Genomic DNA, 16,587 nt, shown 5'->3' on the forward strand with positions numbered 1-16,587 from the left:
CCGGACAAGGGCAACAGGTGACCAAGAAAACGACGCTCGATACGTTTCTGCCGGCCTTCGGCGGCTTCTACCAGACGGAGTGGGAGGAGTTGCTGTCTTCCTCCGAACAGCTCTACGCCACGCTGCTCGCGGCGTCGGAAATCGGAGATGCGGCGTTGGACGTCGATGATTTCGTCGAGATCCTGTCCGAAACGACCAGCGTCTCCCGTCACTGCGCGGGCCTGGCCGAAGCCTTCTGCGTGGGCTTCGAAAAGGATATTTCGAAGCAGTTGGGCTTCCGGCTGGGACTGAAGTTCTCGAAGCTCAAGAGCCCGCGCGAGTATGATTTCACGACCGACCGTATCCTCGCGACGATGCCCCTTCGCAGCGCCCGCAAGCTCTTCGAACTGAGCATGCAGGAGCGACATGAGAGACTCATCGAAGCGATCGAGGATTGGTTCACTCCCTACGACGGGTTCCTTCCCTACTACAGCAACGTGATCGACGACTGGATCGGGAAGCCCATCGATCGCTGGGACAAGATCGAGCTTTGCGTTCTTTTGGATGCATTCGTCGACCCGGAGATCGACGATCGGCTGTTCTCGGATATCGCCGAAGGCAAGGCCTGCTCGGCTTTCGAAGGCGCCGTCAACTGGAAGCGCTTCGAACAGAAGGTCGCCGCTCGCCGGCGCGAGAAGGCGAAGGAGTTCCTGAGCAACCTCGTGTTCGAGGGGGAGCCGTCATGAGCGCGACGTCGGAGCGCCACGTTCTTCCCGAGATGGCGCGGTTCGCATGACGACGAATCTCGAACTGTTCCTGCCTGGCTTCGTCTATCGGGAGGGCACCCACTGGGAAGATCATCTGCCCACGTTCGTACGATACCATGCCGCGCGGCTCGCCGCCGGCCAAGCCCGGGTTGCTGACGTGGTCCCGCTCGAGATCGAGGTGTTGGTCGGACTGGTCGACAAACACCTCGACCGGCGCAAATACCCGATCGTCCACTCGCGTGCGTTCTGCTGGGCAGTCGGGGGCCGGCTGTCCGACCGGCTGGGCATGCCCGGAGGTCTGAAGTTCAAGCGGTTGCTGAATCGGCATACCTACGGTTACGAGGCCGACGTCATCGTCGCCTCGCGTCCGGTGGGAAGCGCCCGCGCTCTGGTCCAACTTAGCGCGGCGGACGGTCACGAAAAGCTCGCTCGAGCGATCCGGGATTTCGCCAAACCGCATCACGGCGTTCCCTCGCGGTACAGCGCGAACCACGTCGAGTGGCTGGCGAAGCCCCTCCGCGATTGGGACTGCAACGAGTTGAGCGTGCTCCTCGGTGCGTTCGTCGAGCTGAACATCGTCGGCTGTTCCGACGACGGCGAGATAGACGATTGGGCGTACGTCGCCTTCGAATATTCGTTGCGGGGCGGCCGTCTGTTGATCGACGTGCTGAAGCGCCTGCACGGGGTCAAACGCAACGAGGATCTCATGAAGCTGATGAAACTGCGGAGCAAGCCGTGAACGATAGCCAGACCTACACCGCCTACATTCCCGTCAACCACATCGAGGACGACGACGTCGTGATCGCGCGGCACCTCTCCGCGACGGAAGCCATGAAGATCGCGTTTGGCTACCAGAACGCCTGGCGCGTCGATCTCGGCGAAGATGATTACGGTTCGTTCGTCCACTACACGTGGCGGGCTCACTCCAACAACAAAGACCCGATCGGCCTTCCCTATTGGCATGAAGATCTTCACGCGACGGTCGTCCGTTCGGGGCAGCCCGAGCTGGACAAGATGCTCGGCATGAACATGATTGCTGCGCAGTTCCTGCGGTTCGGCGGTCGTTACTGGAAGGGCCGGGTCGAGAGCGACGAAGCCTTCGACAAGCGCCTCAAGCGCGTGGCGGAGAAGCGCGAGGTCCGGCGCATCGACAGGGAGATCGCCACCAAGCTCGTGGATGCCATTCTCGCGGACGGCTACACCATTACCTGCGACCTCCAGGAGGACGAACCGGAGTTCAAGCGCTCCACCGACCGCGACGGCATCCTCGACTACATGTGGCAGGTCGAGATCGTCGAGATGTCCGTGCACAAGGGAAAGTCGCGCGGCTGGCTTCGCCTGATCTTCGACGAGTCGGGCTGGGATCTCGTCCAGGACTACACCGTCGGCCTCGAGCATATCGTCGATCCGATCACGGAACCTTACCTGCCCTGGAATCAGCCGAACGCGAACGAGCTCGATCACGGCATCCGCGTGATGACGCTGAACTCGCCCGACGACGTGCTCAAAATCGAGGAGATGCTGAAGTGATGAAGCATGACAACCGCCCGCTCGAAGACGTGTTTCACGACGAGATGGTGGAGGGCTGTCTGGACGGATTCAGACCGGACAATCCCGAACCATCGGCGAGTTGCTCGGCCAGCTACAGGCACGGTTTCGCCAACGGCCGGGACGATCTCGCCAGATCGCCCCGCTTGCGGGCGCAGGTGTTCCGTCTCCTGGCGGACCAGGCGATCAGGGACGACGTCCTCAAGGCGAAGGGAGCGGCGATCGGCGCGAGCGGGACCGCGTCCCGCAGGCCGGGCAAACCCGTCCGAAACTAGATTCGGCAGATCGTTGGATTTCCCTCCATTGTCCAGCCGCGCCACCTTTCGGCTTTCCATTTGGCGCCGCCCATTTGTTCTGCCCTGATCGAAAAGACGTCCGTTACGTAGTGCTTTCGTGTTCCTACGGGCTGTAGGCAGCGTCGGGGAAGGCCCGTTGATACGGCGGCGCGCGCACGGCGAAACGGCGCTTTCGGCCTGTCTTGTGCTATGTAGCGGCATGAACTTGCCCCGCGATCACCACTTCATACCCGCCTTCTACCTGAAGCAATGGGCCGGCCCGGATGGCAAGCTCGTCGAATACACGCGGAAGGGCGGAAAGCTCATTTCGAAGTCGGTCGGGCCCGGTTCGACGGGCTATGAGCGCGATCTTTATTCTTTTCCCGAGCTGCCTTCCGACGCCGCACAATTCATAGAGCAGGTCTTCTTCCAGTATGCCGACCAGAAGGCATCGGACGCCCTCGATAAACACCTCGGCGTCAAGTCCCTGCCCTGGACGAGCGAATTGGTCAGCGCATGGTCGCGTTTCATCGTCGCGATACATCTTCGCCATCCCGACGCGATGCCGGAGCTGCGCACTGCGGCAGCCGCGATCTGGACCGCCGGCGGTCTTGATTGCCAGGCCCGCTATGACGCCACGCGGAAGCAGACAGACCCTCCGAGCTTTGATGAATATCTCGCGGTACGCGATCCGCTTGCGCCGGTAAAGGTGCGCGTCAATATGATCATCAAGGCGCTCGACAATGAAGAGGTTGGTGCCCACATAAATCAGATGAAGCATGCGGTTATCGACGTCTCCGCCGCACCATATCGGCTGCTCACGTCCGACCGGCCCGTCGAGCTCTTCAACATCAAAGAGACGAACGGAATTCTTTCCATCCCGATAAGTCCAACCAAGGTTTTTGTGGCCGCAAACGACGACGCCACCTTCGAGAAGCTGCGCCGCGCCGCCCCCGAACGACTGGTCTGCGACATCAACACCTTCGTCGCAACCCGTGCCCGACGGTTCGTCTGGGCGCAGGACAAGTCTCAGGAGCGCTTCATCGATAACCGGATATCGACGAAGATGGAGCCGACGCCTCTATTTCCGAACATCGCCCACTATGTGTCAATCGGCGCGCAAATTTGACCCCGTATCGGCGTCCAATTTTGACCCCCTTGAGCGACGGGTTTGGGCGGTAGCGCTCGCCGCGTCGGAGCTGGTCGGGGTTGTGGAGACGTGGCGAGCGCGGGCGGTGTGATCGTCGTCTCGGCTTTTGAACCGCCAACTGTCGTTACCGGTTTCGACGATGTCACAGTGGTGGGTCAGCCGATCGAGCAATGCGGTCGTCATTTTGGCGTCGCCGAACACGCTGGGCCACTCGCCGAACGCCAGGTTGGTGGTGACGATAATCGAGGTGCGCTCGTAGAGGCGACTGATCAGGTGGAACAGGAGCTGGCCGCCGGCCTGGGCGAACGGCAGATAGCCCAGTTCGTCGAGGACAACGAAGTCCATCCGGGTCAAGTGCTCTGCGATCTGCCCCTGCTTGCCGTTGCGAGCTTCGGTCTCGAGCCGATTGACGAGATCGACCACGTTGTAGAACCGGGCTCGGGCGCCGGCCCGGATGCAGTTCCGGGCGATGGCGATGGCCAGATGGGTCTTGCCGGTGCCGGTGCCGCCGATCAGCACGACGTTGCGTTGCTGGGCGATGAACCCGCCGCCCGCCAGGTCCTTGACCAGGGTCTGGTTGATCGGGGTCCCTTCGAACTGGAAGTCGTCTATGTCCTTGGCGAGCGGCAGTTTAGCGATGGTGAGTTGGTATTTGATCGAGCGCGCGTGCTTCTCGTTGATCTCGGCACTGAGCAAGTCGCCGACGATGCGCTGAGGTTCGTGTTGGCGCTTGACCGCGGTGGCCATGATCTCGTCGAAGGCGGCCTTCATGCCGTACAGCTTGAGTTCGCCCATCAAGTCGAAGAGTTGAGTGCGTTCCATCAGACCATCCTCCGGAGGTTGTCGTAGCGGGCACAATCGGCGATGGGCGCGTAACGCAGCGCCAGCGCCGCGGGGGTGAGGATGTTGGCCGGCGGCGCTGGATCGCGCCGGCGAGCGAGGATGTTGAGGATGACGTCGGCGGAATGGACGCCGTGCGCGATCGCCTCGACACAGGCGGCTTCGACCGCCGCCAGGCCATCGGTCAGCACCGCATTGAGGATATCGACCATCTGCCGGTTGCCGTCGGCAACACCGGCAAGCTTGCGCCTGACGCGTTCCATCGCTGCCGGTAGCACCCAATCCTTGAACGGCGCGCCGTTGCGCAAGGCGCCCGGCTTGCGCGCCAGCACGGGAACGTAATGCCAGGGATCGTAGGTGGTCTCGCCGCGACCGAACGAGCGAGGATGTTCGGCAACGACGCGGCCGTCCTGGCGGATGACGATGCGGTCGGCATAAGCATGCACCTCGACCGGTCGACCGACCGCGCTGGCGGCGACCGAGTATTTGTTGTTGTCGAAGCGCACCAGGCAGGTCTTCGAGACCGAGGTCGGCACCGCGTGGAATCCATCGAACCGGCCGGCATAGGGAACGAGCTTTGGTCGCTCGGCTTCGAACACCTCCCAGATCGTCTGCTCGGTCAGCTCTGGGTGGCGATGGGCTTTGGCGTAGGCGATGCATTTGTCCGTGAGCCAGGCGTTCAACTCGTCGTAGCTCCTGAAACGCAGCCGCGGCGTGAAGAATCGCTCACGCACCAGGCCGACCTGGTTCTCGACCTGACCCTTCTCCCAGCCAGACGCCGGCGTGCATGCGACCGGCTCGATCAGGTAGTGGCTGCACATCTGCATGAAGCGGCGATTATAGAGACGGTCCTTGCCGACGAAGATCGTCTCCACCGCCGTCTTCATGTTGTCGTAGATGCCGCGTCCGCAGGTTCCCTTGAACAAGGCGAACGCCCGGTCATGAGCGTCGAACACCATCTCCTGGGTCTCGCGCGGATAGGCCCGCACGAACAACATCCGGCTGTGGCAGAGCCGGACGTGGGCGACCTTCACGATCGTCGTCACCCCGCCAAACAGGACGATCTCGTGGCTCCAGTCGAACTGGTAGGCTTCTCCCGGCGCGAAGCTCAGCGGTACGTAAGCTGCGGCCGTCGCCTGGCCGCGCTCCTTGGCCCAGCGCCGGGCGAAGCGGCGCACGGCATCGTAGCCGCCGTCATAACCGCGCCCGCGCAGTTCCTCGAAGATCCGGATCAACGTCAACTGCTCGCGAGCTGCCTTGGTGGCGTTCGTCGAGAGCAGTTCATCCAGCTCGGCCGTCCACCGCCCAAGCTTCGGTCGCGGCTGAACTTCGCGCTCATACTCGAATGACGTCTCACCGGAACGCAGCACTTTGCGGACCGTGTTCCGCGACACCTTCAGGTCCCGGACGATCTCCTTGATCGTCTTGCCCTTGAGAAAATGCTCACGCCGAATCCGAGCGACCGTCTCCACTGTCAGCATTCCTCCACCACCCGCTTCGAGCCAAAGCGGGTAGCGTGGAATGGGAGGGGGTCAATTTTGGACGCCGATCCCCCGGCTCAGGGGGTCAAAATTGCACGCCGAAACACAGTCCTGATTGAAGCGCCGCGTCGATCTATGGGAGATCGAACAAGGGCAAATCAACACCATGCTCGAGTTGGACTAGGCGCACGCCGGCATCCCATGGGCCCCTGTCGACACAACGGCCGCACTCATCCGATCGTCGTTGACGATCACTGAACGTTCAAGACCAGCATCAACCCGCCGCCCCCTTCTTGCTCGACATTGTTGTTCGAGGTGTGATGGGGAATATGACAATGCACCAACCACTTCCCGCTCCTGCGGGCGGTCCAAACCACGTCGTATCTTTGCCCCGGACCGACGTTGACAGTGTCGGCCTGGTAGCGGGCGCCTTCGGTAAGAGTAACCCCATCCACTGCCACGACTTCGAAGGGGCCACCGTGTACGTGCATCGGATGAACGAAGTTGTTGTTGGTCCCGATGAAGCGCAACTTTATCGTCTGCCCAACCTTCATCTGCACCGTGTCGGTCGCCGGGAAAGCCTTACCGTTGATCGTGAAGTAGTTGGGTAGCTCTCCTTCCATCAGCATCGCTGGATAAGTGAGCCATTCCCGTTTCAGCCACTCCTGAAGTTGGATCGTATACTCAAGGTCCGCTTTGACCTCCGACGACGGATCTTTCGGATGAACGATAAGCGCGCCATATAATCCGAGGGCCTGCTGCCGATCGGGGTGGTCATGACTATGATAGAAATACGTCCCGTGCTGCCCTACGGTGAACTCGTAGCTATATGATCCGCCCCGTGGCACCGGAGGTTGCGTGATCTTCGCCGGGCCATCCATCTCATTCGGCACGATCAATCCATGCCAATGCACTGTCGTACTCTCCGGCAGCTCGTTGCGGAAGTTGATCCTCACGTGGTCGCCCTCCGTGAGCTCCAGCCGAGGCCCGGGTATCTGGCGGTTGTAGGCATAAGCCTGCACCGCGACGTCGGGCAGGATGTTCCAGCGGATCACGGAAGCCTCGATATCGAACACCTTGACGCCGTTCTCCAGCCGCGGCTGCAGCACCTGGTCGCCGCGGGCCGTCTTCGGCGCCTCGTATCTCACCTGCCGAGGCTTCACCGCCGCCATTTCGCGCATGGCGGCGGCCGGCAGTTCGAACGTATTGATCATGCCGGGCGGCATTATCGCGCCGTCCACGTCGCGAGCGCTCAGGTTCAGATTCACGAAAAAGCCGGGCCATACCATTCCGGTTATGAGTAGCAATCCAGTGACCCCTGCCAAGGCTGCAAGTTGCGGCCCGGTCGCCTCGCTCTTCATTCCCTTTCCGCCGCCATGATCTCCTTGCCGGTTATCGCCTTCGTCGTGTTCGCTGGATCTTTCAGTCATGAGGCCGTGCTTGATGCCGGCGCGCACCATCCAAACGTTGAAGGGATAGGCTGTCGTGAATCCCACGATCACACCGAGCGACATTACGCCCCAGAACGTCAGTTCGAGCGGGTCCATGGCGCGCATATCACGCCCCATCATCAGGAAGCTCATCGTCGGGGCCATTCCGGCCATCATCGCGTTCATGCTGATGAATTCGGGCATGAAGCTCATCTTTACGTTCTGCCAGTACGAGCCGCCCATCATTCGCTTCATGAACAGAGACTGGAAGATGAAGAGCCCGAATGAGAATCCGGCCAGATACTCAACGATCAAGTCGATCCACATCGGCAATCCGAGCAACGCGGTCGTTACCGCGGCCAAAATGATGCCGGTCGCGTCTCCGGCGACGCAATGAATGGTGCTGCCGACACCTTGCTTCCAAAGCGGCGAAGTGAACCGTTCGTGTTCTCCGGGGCGAGGCTCCTTGTCTGCAAGCACGTAGAGCAAGAGTCCGAACGGCCCCATATAGAGCGTTATCAAGATAAACGCCCATTTCATCACTGTGGGCTCGGGATTCCCCGCAAACTGATCGTAGCCGACGTAAACCGTCGAAATTAGCGCTATGGCAAACCAGCCAAGCAGAAAATAATCATAGGGAAGGGCGATCACGGCTCCTCCGATGCATTGTCCGTCACGCAACCGCCGCTTAAGTTCTTCGTTCCATTTCCCAACGCGGTCCCGACGTGAGAAAAATGTTGGCAATCGCTGTAATATTTGCGACTCGAGAGCGTCGCTGGCGCGCTGATCCGCTCAGCATGGATCTGCGAACATGATGGGGGCGATGCCGCAGCCGGACCTGACCTATCTCTTGCGCGCGCTGGTGGAACGATGGCGCCAGGATCCTGGATCGACCTACCGTACTTGGTTTTCTGTGGGACGAGCGACTGAAGAACTTCAGGTCAATCCGGCGCGGCATCGCTCAGGTCGTCGAAGAGATCGAGGCCGGAAGGTTCGGCAATGTCTACAAAAGCTCCTCCCTCGAAACCGCACGAACCACAACAATTTGCACGTCCGCGGCTACAAAGAAGAGGGCACGATCACCACCACCTTCGATATCACGGTGCTTAACGATCCGGATCGCTTCCACCTCGAGATCGATCGCCTGCCGCAGGTGAGTGCCAAGGGGGCTTATTTAAAGCAGCAGCTTCGGGACAAGCTCATTGAATATAACCATTACATCCGCAACCATGGCGAAGACATGCCGGAAATCCGAAACTGGCAGTGGGACGCAAAGACGTGACCGGCTTACCGAGTTTGCTCTCGCGCCTCTACCAAATGCGACACGGCGAATTCGCTTGGTCGCTCTCCGGCCAGCATACCGGCCGAACCGGCATCCTACTGAGCGAACAAGGCGAACGTCCGCAAGGTGGAAAGCGGCTCTGCGCTGGCCCTCACCACGCCGATGAGAACAAGCAGCTAAATCTTGAGGCCAGCAAACTTGCGAAGTAATCGGTGGGAGCACGCATCCATGACGAAGATTACGCTCGAAGTCCGCGATCTATTCTCGGTCCTTGGCGCACATGGAATCGAACGGCATCTACAGCATGTTACGGGTGTCGGTCGCGTGTCGGTTAATCCGGTTTCTGGCTCGACGACCGTCATGTTCGATCCGGAGAAGACCAGCCCTGCTGCAATACAGGAAGCGATTAGAAATTGTGGTTTTCATTGTGCGGGCGAAGCGCTGCCCAAGCACGTTTGCGAAAAGTCGACGCCGCCGAGTACTGGTCCGACGGTTCAGACCAGCCAGCTCGAGCATGCGCATTCCCAAACGCATAGAGATCGCGGCGATACGGCGGCTCCCGGCATGATGGCGGCCGACGCGATGGCCGAGCACAGGGTGCACGGCGGGGAAAGGAGCGATGCCATGGCGCATGAAATGGGCCACGGCGTCGGCATGGACATGCAGGGCATGGTCCGCGACATGCGCAATCGCTTCTGGATCGCGCTCGTCTTTAGTCTGCCGATTTTCCTGTTCTCGCCGATGGGCATGGACTTCATTCAAATCCCGCCACCATTCGGCCTGCGCCTGGACCTTGTTCTGTTCGTTTTGGCGAGCGCCGCCATCCTTTACCCGGTCTGGCCATTCGTTGTTGCAGCTTACCGCGCACTCCGCAGCGGGGTTGCAAACATGGCCGTCCTGGTCGTCCTCAGCGTAGGCACCGGCTATCTGTTTAGCGTTGGCTCGACTTTCTTTTATGGCGGCCACCAGTTCTACGAAGCCTCGGCAATTCTGCTCGTCTTCATCCTGCTCGGACACTGGCTCGAAATGCGTGCAAGGGCAGGGGCATCTGAGGCGATCCGCGCGCTCATGGATATGGCGCCGCCCAAGGCAACGGTGCTGCGGGTTGGCAAGGAATTCGAAGTACCCACCGCTGAGATCATTTCCGGCGATACGGTCCTGATCAGACCGGGCAACAAAATCCCGGTTGATGGGACCGTGCTAGAAGGATCGTCGCTGGTCGACGAGTCGATGCTCACTGGGGAATCGATGCCAGTAGTCAAAAAGGTCGGCGATGCCGTGATCGGCGCGACCATCAACAAGAGCGGTGCGTTTCAGTATCGCGCAACCAAGGTCGGAGCAGACACGGCTCTCGCCCAGATCGTCAAGCTCGTCCAGGAAGCTCAGAACTCCAAGGCGCCGTCGCAACTGCTCGCGGATCGCGCCTCGCAATGGCTGGTGCTGGCAGCGGTCGCCGTGGGCCTGCTTACGTTCGTCATCTGGTACTGGTGGATCGGCCAGACGCTGCTGTTCGCACTCAGCCTGACGATCACCGTCTTCGTGATCGCATGCCCCGATGCCCTTGGGCTGGCAACGCCGATGGCGATCATGGTCGGAACCGGGCTCGGCGCCATGAATGGCATCCTATTCAAAAATGCGTCGGCGCTGGAGGACGCTACAAAATTGAACGTTGTCATCTTCGACAAGACCGGTACGCTGACGATGGGCCATCCCGAGGTGGTGGATCTAGCGATCGCTGCCGGCGCCTCCGAGGATCAATTGCTATCTGCGGCCGCAGCGGTGGAAGCAGGGTCGGACCATCCTTTGGCCCAGGCCATCCTGCGCCGGGCCGCCAACGTGAAGGCACCCAAGGCAACCGGGTTCAAGAATGTCGAGGGCAAGGGCGCGCAAGCCGAGATCGACGGCAAGATGGCATTGCTCGGCAATAAACTGCTGATGACTGAGAATAAGATCGATCGCGGCGAGCTCGGCGCGAAATCCGAGGAACTGCAGGGCGCCGGACGAACGGTCGTTCATCTCGCAGTAGGCGGCAAGCTCGTGGGTTTGATCGCCATCGCCGATGCGGTGAGACCGACGGCGGTGGAAGCGGTCAAGGCGTTGCGTTCGCGGGGGGTCGAGGTCGCGATGTTGACAGGAGATAATCAGGGTACGGCCGAGCGGATCGCAAAGAGTCTCGGGATCGATAAAGTCTTCGCAAATGTGTTGCCTAGCGACAAGGCGGGCAAGGTCAAGGAACTCCAATCGCAAGGTAAAAAGGTCGGCATGGTCGGCGACGGCGTGAACGACGCTCCGGCCTTGACCCAGGCCGATGTTGGCTTCGCAATCGGTGCAGGCACTGATGTCGCGATGGAAAGTGCCGACATTGTGTTGATGAAGAGCGACCCTTACGATGTGGTCGGGGCCATCGAACTCTCCCATGCGACGCTCAGAAAAATGCATCAAAACTTATGGTGGGCGGTCGGCTACAACGTGATAGCCTTTCCGCTTGCCGCTGGCGTGCTGTATCCATTTCTGCTTGGGCCGAGCATTGCTGCTCTTGCGATGTCCGGTAGTACGGCATTGGTAGCCATCAATGCTCTGATGTTGAAGCGGACGAAGCTGACCGGCATCCGCCGTCGGCGCGCGACTTCTACCTCTGAAGCGATCATCCCCGTCGCGGCGACGTCGTGATCACGCGCGCCGTGTCAGGTGTGCCGCCCTGAACAGCTCTTGAAGACGGTCGGGCTTTGAGGACTGGAGTGTCTGTCACGTCCGCCAACTGCGCAACGGCGCTGGCTTTTTCGGTCGGCACGGCTTAACTGACTAGGATGACAGGCGAAGCACCACGCGCGATCCGCGACGATCAAAAGTCGGCGACCGGCTCGGCCTTTGGTCCGTTCCGCCATCCGGCATACACGGTGACTGGACCGCCTCGGTCGTCGCCAACATCGGCACTTGGATGTACACCGCCGCCTCAGGCTGGCTGATGACGAACCTCGATCCCGATCCGCTTATCGTCTCGTTGGTGCAAGTCGCCGCCGGCTTACCGATCTTTCCTAATCGCTATCCCGGCCGGTGCGCTTGCCGACATCGTCGACCGTCGGCGCTTTCTGATCGCAGGCGCGAAGCCGCTAGCGTTTTCCGATCATGTTGGTTTGTAACCTGCAGCGGCGAAGTAGTTTGCGCATTCGGTTGGCTTGAATGCGTCGAGGCATCGGGCGATTGCTTCCCAGAGGCCCTCGACGGTGCGCTCGGCGGCCTTGCGCAGCAGAGCCTTCAGTTTTGCGAACGCGTTCTCGATCGGGTTGAAGTCGGGACTGTAGGGCGGCAGATAGAGCAGCACCGCGCCGGCTTCGGCGATCAGCGCCGAGACGCGTGACCTTTTGTGGCTCGACAGATTGTCCATCACCACGATGTCGCCGGATCGCAGTGTGGGAACGAGGATGCTTTCGACGTAAGCTTCGAGAGCGTCTTTGTTGATCGGTCCGTCGAGCACGAAGGGCGCCGTCATGCCTTCGAGGCGTAGGGCGCCGACGAAGGTGGTGGTTTTCCAGTGTCCATGCGGGATAGCGGCGCGCAGGCGTTGGCCCTTCGGGGCTCGGCCGCGGCTGCGGGCCATATTGGTGGAGGCCCAGGTTTCGTCGATGAACACCAGGTGCGCGGGGTCGAATGCAGGTTGCGCCTCAACCCAAGCCGTTCGCCGCATCACGACGTCGGGACGGTTCTGCTCGGCGGCATGCGCAGTCTTTTTTTGAAAGTGATCCGTCGTCGCGCGAAGAAGCGCCACAACGTCCCGATTCCGACCGCCACGCCTTGCTCGGCCAACGCCGCCTGGATCTCGTGAAGCGTGATGTCCGGTTTGGTCTCGACCAGCGCCAGAATGCTCGGGGCATGCGCTTCGATGCGACCTGACCGGCGATCACCCCCCAATGCCTTGGGCCGCGCGTCGCCTTGCCGACGCTGCATGGCTCGCCAGCGGATGGCACTCGATGCGCTGACCCCGAACTGTTCCGCGGCCTGACGGCACGACAGCCCACCGGCGATCGCCGCCAGAACTCGTGTCCTTAAATCAAGCGATAGAGCCTTCGACATCCCGGCCGGCCTCCAGCCCCGGCAGGGATCTTGAATCACTTGCGCCCCGATTTGGGAATCCCAGCCCGAGTCAATCAGCTCGGAAATCGCTCTAACAGCAATCGCGGCAATCTTCGCGGCGCTGGTCGCGTTCGATCTTGTAACACTTAGCCTACTCCTCGTATTCACGTTTCTGATCGGCGCCTTCGGAGCGCTGACGGCGCCCGCATGGCAAGCGGTTACGCCGCAGCTCGTGCCGAAGCGGGACCTGCATGTAGCGATCGCGGCGAACAGCGTCGGCTTTAACCTCAGCCGCGCAATCGGGCCCGCGCTCGGCGGCGCGCTGACGGCAGCCTTCGGCATCACGGCACCTTTCTGGATCAATGCCGTGAACAATCTTGAGGTGAGCGGGATGGTCGCGAGCGCGGCGGCCGCCGCGATGAAATGCGCGATCGGTTCTTCAGTAATTAAATAGCAAATCACTGCACTAAACGCTCAGTCGCTAGATAGTGTGTCTTTTCGAGCCCTTGGCGAAGCGCTCGGTCGCCCCTTGCGGGTCTGACCGCCCCCGAACCATCATCTTGTATGTGCTTCAGCTCCTCGATGACAATCGCCATGAAAACAGGCGTCAATTGGCCGCTTGACGGTATCGCACCTCGCTCCACCATTTCCAAATGACGTATATGGCCGGATAGATCAGCAGCGTTAAGAGAAAACTGGTAACGACGCCGCCGACCATCGGAGCGGCGATTCGCTTCATGACATCGGAGCCCGCTCCGCTGGACCACATGATAGGCAAGAGTCCCATTAATATCGCCAGCACGGTCATCATCTTTGGCCGGACGCGTTGCACGGCTCCCTCCATCACGGCACTTTCGAGGTCGTGGATGCTTCGCATCCGACCTTCCTCCTTCCAGCGCTCGTAGACGACGTCCAGATACAGCAGCATCACCATCCCGGTCTCGGCGTCGACCCCGGCCAGCGCGATGATCCCAACCCATACGGCAACGCTAAGGTGATAGCCCAACAGCCAAAGCAGGAAGAATGCGCCCACCAGGGAAAACGGCACCGCAATCATCACGATCAGCGCTTTGGCAATCGATCGCGCGTTCAGGTAGAGCAACAAGAAGATGACGGCGAGTGTGATCGGGATGACGTACAGAAGTCGCTGGCTCGCCCGTTGCATTCCCTCGAACGATCCGCTCCATTCCAATCGGTAACCCGGAGGCAGCTTCACCATTTCGCCGACAATCTTGCGGGCGTCGTTCATGTAGCTGCCGGTGTCTCGGTCTGCGATGTCGATGTAGGCATACCCCACAAGCTGCGCAGCTTCGCTCTTGATCAGACCGGGGCCATCGACGAATCGCAGCTTTGCCAGTTCCTGCAAGGGCACTTGCGCTCCCAGAGGGGTGGCGACCAGTATCCGCTGCAATTTGCCGACGTCATCTCGGAGGTCACGTCCGTAGCGGACGTTGACCGGATAGCGCTCGCGGCCCTCGATGGTCTGCGTCAGATTGGCGCCGCCCACCGCCGCCTGGATAACTTCCTGCACGTCCATGACTGAGAGCCCGTAACGGGCGATCGCATCGCGATCGATATCGAAGTCCAGGTAATGGCCCTGCGCCACACGTTCGGCAAACACGCTTCTTGTGCCCGGAATGGTGCCGACCGCGGCCTCCACGTTCGACAGAATCCTTCCGATTTCCGCAAGGTCCGGTCCGAACACCTTGACGCCGAGCGGCGTGCGGATTCCGGTGGAAAGCATGTCGATGCGAGCCTTGATCGGCATTGTCCAGCTGTTTGAGAAGCCTTTCATCTTCGCGTTCAGCGCCGCGTTCATCTCTGCGATCAGCTTGTCCGGGGTGATGCCGTTCCGCCACTGCTCCGGCGGCTTGAGGTTGATGACCGTCTCGACCATTTCCAGCGGAGCCGGGTCGGTCGCGCTTTCGGCGCGTCCCGCTTTGGCGAACACGCTCGCAACTTCCGGGAAGCCGAGCAGAATGGCGTCCTGCTCCTGGATCGCCTGCCTCATCGTCTGTATCGACGCCGCCGGCAGGGTCGCGGGCATGAACAGCACCGATTCTTCCCATAACGGCGGCATGAACTCGCTACCCAGGCTTCTGTAGATGGGGATGATGGCGACGGTGGCGAAAACGGCGACGCCGACCATGACGTAGCGCAGCCGCAACGCCAGCATGGCAACAGGCTGATAAATCCAAATCAGGAAGCGGTTGATTGGATTGTTCTCCTCGGCAGGAATCTTGCCGCGGACGAGCCATACCATCAAGAACGGGGTGACGGTGACGGACAGCACCGCCGCAAACAACATGCTAAAGGATTTGGTGTAGGCGAGCGGCCTGAACAACCGACCTTCCTGGTCCTGAAGGGCAAACACCGGCAGAAAGCTGACGGTGATAATGAGCAGCGAGAAGAACAGCGACGGCCCCACCTCTCGACAGGCCACGATCACGAGTTCCAGCCGCGGCCGGCGCTGCTCAGCGGGCTTGGCCTCCTCTCTTTCGATATGTTTGTGAGCGTTCTCGATCATCACGATGGCCGCATCGACCATCGCCCCGACCGCAATCGCGATGCCACCCAGACTCATGATGTTGCTGGTCAGCCCGATCCATCGCATCGCGATCATCGCCAGCAGGACTGCCAATGGCAGCGTGATGATTGCGACCAAGGCGCTGCGAAAATGGAACAGGAATACCAGACAAACCAGGCTTACGATCACTCCTTCTTCGATAAGCTTCTCTCTCAGCGTCTGGACCGAATGATTGATAAGGGTGGACCGGTCATATGTGAGATTGAGTTCGACGCCCTCCGGCAAGCCTGGTTGCACCGTGTCCTTGATCGTCTGCTTCACGGAAGCCAACACGTCGTAGACACTTTCGCCAAACCGGACGACCACGATGCCGCCAGCAGCGTCGCCCAACCCGTTGTAGTCGACCACGCCACGGCGGATGTCCGGACCGATCTGGACGAAGCCGACGTCGCGGACCAGAACAGGCGTCCCATCGGACTGTGCTCCGACTGCCACCTTTTCAATGTCGGACGGCGATTGGAAATAGCCCCGACCTCGCACCATGTACTCGGTGCCGGTGAACTCCAATACCCTGCCGCCGACTTCCTGATTGCCTCGGCGAACCTGCTCCACCACCTTGTTGATCGGAATTTTGTAGGCCAGCAGCTTGTCCGGGTCGACGGTGACCTGATATTGTTTCACGAAGCCGCCGACGCTGGCGACTTCCGCAACGCCTGGAACGGCGCGGATCTGATACTGCACTTGCCATTGCTGCAGACTGCGAAGCTCGGACAGCGAGTGTTTTCCGGTCTTGTCAATCAGAACGTATTCGAGCCCCCAACCCACGCCGGTTGCGTCCGGCCCCAACTGCGGAGAAACGCCCGCCGGCAGCTTGCCGGCCATGCCGCTAAGATACTCCAAGACCCGGCTGCGCGCCCAGTACAGGTCAGTACCGTCTTCGAAGATGACATAGACCAGAGACTGGCCGTAAAAACTGGTGGCTCGCACCGCCTTGACCTTTGAGGCGGAGAGCAACTGCGTCACGATGGGATAGGTGATTTGGTCTTCGATGATGTTGGGACTGCGATCTTCCCAATCAGTGGCGACGATGACCTGCACATCCGAGAGGTCCGGAAGTGCATCCAAGGGCGTGTTGTAGACCGCCCAAACGCCTCCGCCGATGATGGCCACGATAAGGAGAAGCATGAGAAGCGCGTTCCGCGCGCTGAACTCGATCAGCCGGCCGATCATGGTCTAT

Annotated in this window: 11 protein-coding genes and 3 pseudogenes; 9 read left to right on the plus strand and 5 right to left on the minus strand. The window is 60.5% G+C overall.

Features of this window, described 5'->3' with window-relative positions; genetic code table 11:
• The first annotated feature begins 17 nt into the window (after positions 1–17).
• The 5 genes from IP86_RS17075 to IP86_RS17095 all read left to right on the plus strand — a co-directional run bounded on the left by IP86_RS17075 (position 18) and on the right by IP86_RS17095 (position 3,698).
• Positions 18–725 (plus strand): hypothetical protein, encoded by a 708-nt coding sequence (locus tag IP86_RS17075; RefSeq protein ID WP_012494607.1) that lies wholly within the window; start codon positions 18–20, stop codon positions 723–725.
• 46 nt (positions 726–771) lie between these two features.
• Positions 772–1,485, plus strand: a complete 714-nt coding sequence (locus IP86_RS17080; RefSeq protein WP_012494608.1) for a hypothetical protein — start codon at positions 772–774, stop codon at positions 1,483–1,485.
• The gene (locus tag IP86_RS17085; protein WP_012494609.1) at positions 1,482–2,276 is read left to right on the plus strand and encodes a hypothetical protein; all 795 of its coding nucleotides are present in this window, start codon (positions 1,482–1,484) and stop codon (positions 2,274–2,276) included. Before IP86_RS17080 ends, IP86_RS17085 begins: the two co-directional genes overlap by 4 nt.
• Entirely contained in the window at positions 2,276–2,569 is a 294-nt protein-coding gene (locus IP86_RS17090) for a hypothetical protein (RefSeq protein ID WP_012494610.1), read from the plus strand. Before IP86_RS17085 ends, IP86_RS17090 begins: the two co-directional genes overlap by 1 nt.
• A 220-nt stretch (positions 2,570–2,789) precedes the next feature.
• Entirely contained in the window at positions 2,790–3,698 is a 909-nt protein-coding gene (locus IP86_RS17095; RefSeq protein WP_012494611.1) for a DUF4238 domain-containing protein, read from the plus strand.
• On the opposite strand, the gene istB is transcribed toward IP86_RS17095, so the two are convergent.
• The 3 genes and pseudogenes from istB to IP86_RS17110 form a co-directional block, all read right to left on the minus strand.
• Positions 3,678–4,541: an IS21-like element helper ATPase IstB gene (gene istB / locus IP86_RS17100; protein ID WP_054163737.1), complete on the minus strand. Its 864-nt coding sequence runs from the start codon at positions 4,539–4,541 to the stop codon at positions 3,678–3,680. The genes IP86_RS17095 and istB overlap by 21 nt on opposite strands.
• An 8-nt stretch (positions 4,542–4,549) precedes the next feature.
• Positions 4,550–6,040 (minus strand): annotated as a pseudogene (istA, locus tag IP86_RS17105) (IS21 family transposase); the annotation flags it as partial.
• A gap of 251 nt (positions 6,041–6,291) precedes the next feature.
• Complete coding sequence (locus IP86_RS17110; RefSeq protein WP_012494614.1) at positions 6,292–8,121, minus strand: multicopper oxidase domain-containing protein; 1,830 nt, start codon at positions 8,119–8,121, stop codon at positions 6,292–6,294.
• Between the two features lie 364 nt (positions 8,122–8,485).
• Between IP86_RS17110 and IP86_RS17115 the strand changes: the two are divergent.
• From IP86_RS17115 to IP86_RS29415, 3 genes and pseudogenes are all read left to right on the plus strand, one after another.
• A pseudogene (locus IP86_RS17115) lies at positions 8,486–8,752 on the plus strand (phosphoketolase family protein); the annotation flags it as partial.
• A 228-nt stretch (positions 8,753–8,980) separates the two neighbouring features.
• Complete coding sequence (locus IP86_RS17120; protein ID WP_012494615.1) at positions 8,981–11,422, plus strand: heavy metal translocating P-type ATPase; 2,442 nt, start codon at positions 8,981–8,983, stop codon at positions 11,420–11,422.
• A 137-nt stretch (positions 11,423–11,559) separates the two neighbouring features.
• Positions 11,560–11,847, plus strand: a pseudogene (locus IP86_RS29415) (MFS transporter); the annotation flags it as partial.
• Positions 11,848–11,876: 29 nt separating this feature from the next.
• Here the strand turns inward: IP86_RS29415 and IP86_RS28150 are convergent.
• Positions 11,877–12,823 (minus strand): IS630 family transposase gene (locus IP86_RS28150; protein WP_012494616.1). Its coding sequence is split into 2 segments (ribosomal slippage): positions 11,877–12,484 and positions 12,484–12,823, totalling 948 coding nucleotides; the frame shifts between segments, so codons are not numbered across the junction.
• A gap of 100 nt (positions 12,824–12,923) precedes the next feature.
• Here IP86_RS28150 and IP86_RS28155 point away from each other — a divergent pair.
• The gene (locus IP86_RS28155; protein WP_283804784.1) at positions 12,924–13,277 is read left to right on the plus strand and encodes an MFS transporter; all 354 of its coding nucleotides are present in this window, start codon (positions 12,924–12,926) and stop codon (positions 13,275–13,277) included.
• A gap of 153 nt (positions 13,278–13,430) precedes the next feature.
• On the opposite strand, the gene IP86_RS17135 is transcribed toward IP86_RS28155, so the two are convergent.
• Complete coding sequence (locus IP86_RS17135) at positions 13,431–16,580, minus strand: efflux RND transporter permease subunit (RefSeq protein WP_012494617.1); 3,150 nt, start codon at positions 16,578–16,580, stop codon at positions 13,431–13,433.
• Positions 16,581–16,587 lie beyond the last annotated feature (7 nt).

The sequence above is a fragment of the Rhodopseudomonas sp. AAP120 genome (assembly GCF_001295845.1).
In the GTDB taxonomy this organism is placed as follows: domain Bacteria; phylum Pseudomonadota; class Alphaproteobacteria; order Rhizobiales; family Xanthobacteraceae; genus Rhodopseudomonas.

What these genes read in the sequence shown, in the direction of transcription:
- IP86_RS17080 (WP_012494608.1), top strand. Translation starts at nt 772, where the DNA reads ATGACGACGAATCTCGAACTGTTCCTGCCTGGCTTCGTCTATCGGGAG.
- IP86_RS17090 (WP_012494610.1), top strand. Translation starts at nt 2,276, where the DNA reads ATGAAGCATGACAACCGCCCGCTCGAAGACGTGTTTCACGACGAGATG.
- IP86_RS17095 (WP_012494611.1), top strand. Translation starts at nt 2,790, where the DNA reads ATGAACTTGCCCCGCGATCACCACTTCATACCCGCCTTCTACCTGAAG.
- istB (WP_054163737.1), bottom strand. Translation starts at nt 4,541, where the DNA reads ATGGAACGCACTCAACTCTTCGACTTGATGGGCGAACTCAAGCTGTAC.
- IP86_RS17120 (WP_012494615.1), top strand. Translation starts at nt 8,981, where the DNA reads ATGACGAAGATTACGCTCGAAGTCCGCGATCTATTCTCGGTCCTTGGC.
- IP86_RS17135 (WP_012494617.1), bottom strand. Translation starts at nt 16,580, where the DNA reads ATGATCGGCCGGCTGATCGAGTTCAGCGCGCGGAACGCGCTTCTCATG.